General features: G+C 67.1%; 6 protein-coding genes and 1 tRNA gene. 6 read left to right on the top strand and 1 reads right to left on the bottom strand.

Translation table 11 applies throughout. The features are described 5' to 3' along the window. The 5 genes from WA965_RS17520 to WA965_RS17500 all read left to right on the top strand — a co-directional run. Window positions 1-529 (top strand): pseudouridine synthase (locus tag WA965_RS17520; protein WP_526447868.1); only part of this gene is annotated, 529 nt, incomplete at its 5' end. Beyond that, a complete protein-coding gene (gene cmk / locus WA965_RS17515; RefSeq protein ID WP_526301383.1) occupies window positions 526-1,212 on the top strand; it encodes a (d)CMP kinase in 687 nt (228 codons plus the stop codon). The genes WA965_RS17520 and cmk, both read left to right, overlap by 4 nt. 28 nt (window positions 1,213-1,240) lie before the next feature. Then, window positions 1,241-2,659 carry a ribosome biogenesis GTPase Der gene (der, locus tag WA965_RS17510; protein ID WP_178357368.1) on the top strand — a complete coding sequence of 473 codons (1,419 nt, stop codon included), beginning with the start codon at window positions 1,241-1,243 and terminating at the stop codon, window positions 2,657-2,659. 38 nt (window positions 2,660-2,697) lie between these two features. Next, window positions 2,698-3,465, top strand: coding sequence for a sulfite exporter TauE/SafE family protein (locus WA965_RS17505; protein WP_526301410.1), 768 nt, complete (start codon window positions 2,698-2,700; stop codon window positions 3,463-3,465). A 216-nt stretch (window positions 3,466-3,681) separates the two neighbouring features. Then, window positions 3,682-4,614, top strand: a complete 933-nt coding sequence (locus tag WA965_RS17500; protein WP_526301381.1) for a sulfite exporter TauE/SafE family protein — start codon at window positions 3,682-3,684, stop codon at window positions 4,612-4,614. Here WA965_RS17500 and WA965_RS17495 read toward each other — a convergent pair. Then, window positions 4,594-6,084: a cryptochrome/photolyase family protein gene (locus WA965_RS17495; RefSeq protein WP_526301379.1), complete on the bottom strand. Its 1,491-nt coding sequence runs from the start codon at window positions 6,082-6,084 to the stop codon at window positions 4,594-4,596. The genes WA965_RS17500 and WA965_RS17495 overlap by 21 nt on opposite strands. Window positions 6,085-6,190: 106 nt before the next feature. Between WA965_RS17495 and WA965_RS17490 the strand changes: the two genes are divergently transcribed. Further along, a tRNA-Pro gene (locus WA965_RS17490) sits at window positions 6,191-6,264 on the top strand. Window positions 6,265-6,538: the final 274 nt, after the last annotated feature.

The raw sequence follows: 6,538 nt of genomic DNA, 5'->3' as shown, positions 1-6,538 counted from the left end.
CAACAAGCCGGTGGGGATGCACTCCACCATGTCCGACGACCGCGGCCGGCCCTGTGTCGGCGATCTGGTGGAGCACCGGGTTCGCGGCAACAAGAAGCTGTTTCACGTCGGACGTCTGGATGCCGACACCGAAGGCCTGCTGCTGCTGACCAATGACGGCGAGCTCGCACATAGGTTGATGCACCCGTCCTACGAGGTACCCAAGACCTATCTGGCGACGGTTGTCGGCACGGTGCCCCGCGGGTTGGGGCGGAAGCTGCGCGACGGGATCGAACTGAGCGACGGACCGGTACGGCTCGACGATTTCGCCGTGGTGGATGCGGTGCCCGGCAAGTCGCTGCTCCGGGTGACGCTGCACGAGGGCCGAAAGCGCATCGTGCGTCGGCTGCTGGCCGAAGTGGGTTATCCCGTGCAGGAACTGGTCCGCACCGACATCGGCACGTTGACGCTGGGCGATCAGCGGCCTGGCAGCATCCGGGTGCTGACCCAGAAGGAGATCGGCGAACTGTACAAGGCGGTGGGCATGTGAACCGGTCGTTGGTGATATCGATCGACGGACCGGCAGGAACCGGAAAGTCCTCTGTCGCAAGAGGTCTGGCAACCTCCCTGAGTGCCAGATACCTCGATACCGGCGCGATGTACCGCATCGTCACGCTCAGTGTGCTGCGCAGCGGTATCGATCTCGGTGACGCCGCGGCGATCGCGGGCGTCGCCGGCGACATCGAGCTGGCGGTGGGCCACGACCCTGGCGAGGACCGGTCGTATCTGGCGGGCGAAGATGTCTCGGCCGAGATCCGCGGTGACGCAGTCACCAAGGCGGTATCGGCGGTGTCGGCGGTTCCCGCGGTGCGGACCCGACTGGTCGATCTGCAGCGCGCGCTGGCGGCGGGGCCGGGAAACGTGGTGGTCGAGGGCCGTGACATCGGCACCGTGGTGCTGCCCGATGCCGACGTCAAGATCTTCCTGACCGCCTCGGCCGAGGAACGCGCCCGGCGGCGCAACGACCAGAATGTCGCCGCGGGGGCAGCCGATGACTACGCCCGGGTGCTCGCCGACGTCAAACGCCGCGATCACCTCGACTCCACCCGGGCGGTGTCGCCGCTGCGGGCAGCCGAGGACGCCATCGTCGTGGACACCAGTGACATGAACCAGTCCCAGGTGATCGCTCACCTCGTGGAGTTGGTCGAGCAGAAAGCGGGGGTTTCGCGATGAGCGCTCGCGCGAAGAGAAGAAGGCAGCGATGACCGACGAATCCGACGGCAGTTGGGTCGACGAACGCGATTGGGAGGTCGGCGCCGAAGAGCTCGCCGAAGCGCTCGAGGAGGCGACCGCCCCGCCGCCCGTGGTCGCCGTTGTCGGCCGGCCCAATGTCGGGAAGTCCACGCTGGTCAACCGCATCCTGGGGCGCCGCGAGGCCGTAGTGCAGGACGTTCCTGGGGTGACCCGGGATCGGGTGTCCTACGACGCGCTGTGGTCGGGCCAGCGGTTCGTCGTGCAGGACACCGGGGGCTGGGAGCCCGACGCGAAGGGACTGCAGCAGCTCGTCGCCGATCAGGCATCGGTGGCGATGCGCACCGCGGACGCGGTCATCTTCGTCGTCGACTCCATCGTCGGGGCGACCTCCGCCGACGAGGCCGCGGCCAAGCTGCTGCAGCGCTCCGGCAAGCCGGTGTTCCTGGCAGCCAACAAGGTCGACACCGAGCGGGGTGAAGCCGATGCCGCCGCGCTGTGGTCACTGGGGTTGGGGCAGCCGCATTCGGTCAGCGCGATGCACGGTCGCGGTGTCGCTGATCTGCTCGACTACGTCGTCGAGGCGTTGCCGACGATCTCCGAGGTCGGCAGCGGCGGCGGCGGTCCCCGCCGGGTGGCCCTGGTCGGTAAGCCCAATGTCGGCAAGTCGTCGCTGCTGAATCGGCTGTCCGGCGATGAGCGGTCGGTGGTGCACGATGTCGCGGGCACCACGGTCGACCCGGTCGACTCGCTGATCGAAATGGACGGCAAGATCTGGCGATTCGTCGACACGGCGGGGTTGCGCCGCAAGGTCGGGCAGGCCAGCGGCCACGAGTTCTACGCGTCGGTGCGCACCCACGGCGCGATCGACACCGCCGAAGTGGCCGTCGTGCTCATCGACGCGTCGCAGCCGCTGACCGAGCAGGACCAACGGATCCTGACGATGGTCATCGAGGCGGGCCGGGCACTGGTGCTGGCGTTCAACAAGTGGGATCTGGTCGACGAGGACCGCCGATTCCTGCTCGACCGCGAGATCGATCTGCAACTGCAGCAATTGCAGTGGGCGCCGAGAGTGAACATCTCGGCCAAGACCGGGCGAGCGGTGCAGAAGCTGGTGCCTGCGCTGGAAACCTCGCTGGCGTCGTGGGACACCCGGGTGTCCACCGGCCGACTGAACACCTTCTTCAAGGAGATCGTGGCCGCGACGCCTCCGCCGGTTCGCGGGGGCAAGCAGCCGCGCATCCTGTTCGCCACGCAGGCCACCGCGCGACCGCCGACCTTCGTGCTGTTCACCTCGGGTTTCCTGGAGGCCGGTTACCGGCGGTTCCTGGAGCGCAAGCTGCGGGAGACGTTCGGCTTCGAAGGCAGCCCGATCCGCATCAACGTCAGGGTCCGTGAGAAGAGGGGCGCGCAGTCCCGTACCCGCTGAACCCAACATCTAAGGTGGGCTGAGTGCCCGTCGTCGACATGATCCTGATCGCCCTGGCGGGCGTCGGAGCCGGTGCCATCAACGCCGTCGTCGGCTCCGGCACCCTGATCACCTTTCCGACTCTGGTGGCATTGGGCTTCCCGCCGGTGACCGCGACGATGTCCAACGCGGTGGGCCTGGTGGCCGGCAGCAGCGCAGGGACGTGGGGTTACCGTCGCGAACTGCGCGGACAGTGGTACCGGCTCAGATGGCAGATCCCGGCGTCGTTCCTCGGTGCCGGCGCGGGTGCGTGGCTGCTGTTGCATCTGCCGGAGAAGGTCTTCACCCAGGTGGTGCCGGTGCTTCTGGTGCTCGCGCTGGCCCTGGTGGTCGTCGGCCCCCGGATCCAGACCTGGGCGCGCAACCGGGCCGAAGCCTCCGGACGATCGGTCGACCACGTGTCGGCGGGCCGGATGACTGCGCTGGTGGCCGCGACGTTCGCCGTCGGGGTGTACGGCGGATACTTCACCGCCGCGCAGGGGATCATGCTGATCGCCGCGATGGGGGCGCTGCTGCCCGAGGACATGCAGCGGATGAACGCAGCCAAGAACCTGCTGTCGCTGGTCGTCAACGTGGTGGCCGCGGCGGCTTACACGGTGGTGGCGTTCGACCGGATCAGTTGGCTCGCGGCGGGCTTGATCGCGGCCGGGTCGCTCATCGGCGGATTCCTCGGCGCGCACTACGGACGGCGGCTCTCGCCCAATGTGCTGCGAGCTGTGATCGTCGTGGTGGGACTGATTGGGCTCTATCGGTTGTTGACCGTGTAGTCTTGCGAAGGTTTTTAGTTGCGCTCAGTAGTGAGGAATGTTGATGGCGATATGCGTGCAGATCACGCCGTCGCCGTCTGACGTGTCCGCGCTCGAGCCGTTCTGGCCCTCACGTCGGTTGATGGCCTTCGACGAGTGGTGTTGTCCGCGTCCCTGACGCGCACCCACCCGTCCATTGCGATCACCATGCGGTGATCACATTCTCCGAAGGCAGCCATGCGTTCGCTCATCATCTTCACGCTCGTCGGAGCGGGTGCCCAGCTCGTCGACGGCGCCCTCGGCATGGCCTTCGGCATCACCGCGACGACGCTGCTGGTGCTCTCCAGCGTCGGCGCCGCCCAGGCCAGCGCCGCAGTGCACCTCGCCGAGGTCGGCACCACCTTCGCGTCAGGGTTGTCGCACTGGAAATTCAAGAACATCGACTGGCGGCTGGTCGCCAAGCTGGGCGTGCCGGGAGCGATCGGCGCCTTCCTCGGAGCAACCGTCCTGTCATCGCTGTCCACCGAGCACGCCGCGCCACTGATGGCCGCGATCCTGATGGCCATCGGTCTGTATGTGCTGCTGCGGTTCTCGCTGCGGACCCCGCTGACGTTCGGTACCCGCGGAACCAGCCACAGCACCAAGTTCCTCGCCCCGCTGGGGCTGTTCGGCGGCTTCATCGATGCCTCCGGGGGTGGCGGCTGGGGACCGGTGACGACGAGCACGCTGCTGTCGCAGGGCAAGACGGCGCCGCGGACCGTCATCGGATCGGTGAGCGCGTCGGAGTTCCTGGTGTCGGTGTCGGCGTCGGTCGGGTTCCTGATCGGGCTGCGCGAGGAGTTCCTGCAGAACTGGCCGGTGGTCGTGGGCCTGATGGTCGGCGGCGTGATCGCGGCGCCGTTCGCCGCCTGGCTGGTAACCCGGATCAGTCCGGCACTGTTGGGCAGCGCGGTCGGCGGTGTGATCGTGCTGACCAACAGTCAGAAGCTGGTGCACTTCTTCGATGTCCAGTGGCCGTGGTCGACGGCGATCTACTCGCTGATCGTCGTGGTGTGGGTGTCGTTGGTGATCTACGCGTGGCGGGTGTCGCGCGCACCGCGCTTCGCGCCGGAGACAGGCGCGGTCGCCGCGGGCGAAGACGAGACCGAATCAAAATCGATCACGCGCTGATTCCTGCTCCAACACCGCATCGAGGTCGTTGAGCCGTTCCATGGACGACACCGTCCGGCGGGTGCGATTGTTCTTGGCCAGCATCTCGCGATGGCGGTGGGTGAAGGCCCAGTAGCCGGCCGTGAACGGGCAGGCGTCGTCGCCGAGGCGCTTCTTCGGGTCGAACGCGCAGTCCTTGCAGTGGTCGCTCATCTTGTTGATGTAGGCGCCGCCGGAGGTGTACGGCTTGGTGGCGAGCAGACCGCCGTCGGCGTGCTGGCTCATGCCGACGACGTTGGTGGGCATCACCCAGCGGAATCCGTCCACAAAGGTCGTGGCGAACCATTCGGTGAGCTCGTCGGGACGGTAGCCGCGCTGCAGCGCGTGGCTGCCCAGGACCATCAGGCGCTGGATGTGGTGGGTCCAGCCGCGGTCCCGGACACCGGCCATGGCGTGGTGCAAACACTGGGCCGTGACCGCGTCGGCGTCGAGGTCGGCCCACCAGTCCGGTAGCCGGGTGCGGGCAGCGAGTTCGTTCTTCCTGGTGTAGTCCGGGCCGAAATGCCAATACAGGTGCCACATGTACTCGCGCCATCCGAGGATCTGCCGGATGAAGCCCTCGACGGCGGCGAGCGGGGCGTTGCCGTCGCGGTAGGCGCGTTCGGCGGCCTCGACCGCGTCGAGGGGATGCAGCACCCCGAGGTTGAGCGGGACCGACAGCAGCGAGTGCGACATCGCCCAGTCGTCGCCCATGATGGCGTCCTCGTAGACACCGAAGCTGGGCAGCCGCTGCTCGACGAAGCGGGTCAGTGCGCGTCTGGCCTCCGTGGGCGTGACGGCGAACAGACGTGGACCGTCCACCCCGACGGTGTCGAGGTTCATTCGATCCAGGTCGCGGCGGACATGATCGTCGATGTCGTCTTCGCGCGGCCGGTAGGGCGCCGGCAACTCGAGTGTCGACTGCTTCTTCGGCGGGGGTTCGCGGTTGTCCTCGTCGTAGTTCCACCGGTTGCCGACGGGTTCGGAGCCGTCCATCAGCACATCGAACCGGCGGCGCTGGCCGCGGTAGAAATCCTCCATCCGGAACCTGGTGCGCTCACCGGCCCACTCCTCGAAGTCCTTGCGGGGCAGCGCGAATGTCGGGGTGGGCAGCACATCGGCGACGAGGCCGTCCTTGCGGAGGCGGTGGACGAACTTCTCGGCGGCGTGCGACGTCGGTTCGTGGATAAGGACAGGACGCTTGAAACGCCTCAGCGCGTCGGAATAGGTGTCAGCCTTCAGCAGGGTGGCACGCTCACCTAGATCCTGCTCGGCGTGCCGGAGCGCGGAGAGCACCAGGTGCAGTTTCTGCCGGTGATAGCGACGCTTCGACAGGGCAGAGGTGGCCTCGACGAGCAGCACCTCGCGGTGCGCGTGCTCACCGCCGTAGACGGCAGGACCGAGTTGGTCGGCGAACAGCCACAGGGGAGTGTCATCGCGGGTGCCGCTCATCAGATCGACAGTAGGCGCGCGGTCTGACACGGCGCCCGGCGGTTGGGATTCGAGGGTCGCCCTGAGGTACGCTTTCGACCGCCCGCCGGCGATCCCGGCGGCACCGCGGGCTGTGGCGCAGCTTGGTAGCGCACTTGACTGGGGGTCAAGGGGTCGCAGGTTCAATTCCTGTCAGCCCGACACAGATAGTTGCAGGTCAGAGGCGGTTTCGGAGAAATCCGAGACCGCCTTTGTTGCCCCAAAATAGGACTCCGTGCCGCTCAGTGTCACTACTCGTTCCTTAGTTGTTTTTCGGTGTCCACAGACGTCCGCGTCGACCGCCTTAACTGAGCCGAGGTTTCGGCCGCTTCGACCGAGTGAATCTTCAACCCCGGATCAAACTCTTGTGGAACCGTTCGCGCCCCGACGGCGGTCAGCCACCCGCGTTCGCGTCGACCGATCTGGACCCTTATGC

This window comes from Mycobacterium sp. (assembly GCF_049683935.1).
Taxonomy (GTDB): domain Bacteria; phylum Actinomycetota; class Actinomycetes; order Mycobacteriales; family Mycobacteriaceae; genus Mycobacterium.
The sequence above is the reverse complement of the archived record's forward strand: the minus strand, read 5'-3'. Positions and strand labels throughout refer to the sequence as shown.

What these genes read in the sequence shown, in the direction of transcription:
- der (WP_178357368.1), top strand. Translation starts at nt 1,241, where the DNA reads ATGACCGACGAATCCGACGGCAGTTGGGTCGACGAACGCGATTGGGAG.
- WA965_RS17500 (WP_526301381.1), top strand. Translation starts at nt 3,682, where the DNA reads ATGCGTTCGCTCATCATCTTCACGCTCGTCGGAGCGGGTGCCCAGCTC.
- WA965_RS17505 (WP_526301410.1), top strand. Translation starts at nt 2,698, where the DNA reads ATGATCCTGATCGCCCTGGCGGGCGTCGGAGCCGGTGCCATCAACGCC.
- WA965_RS17495 (WP_526301379.1), bottom strand. Translation starts at nt 6,084, where the DNA reads ATGAGCGGCACCCGCGATGACACTCCCCTGTGGCTGTTCGCCGACCAA.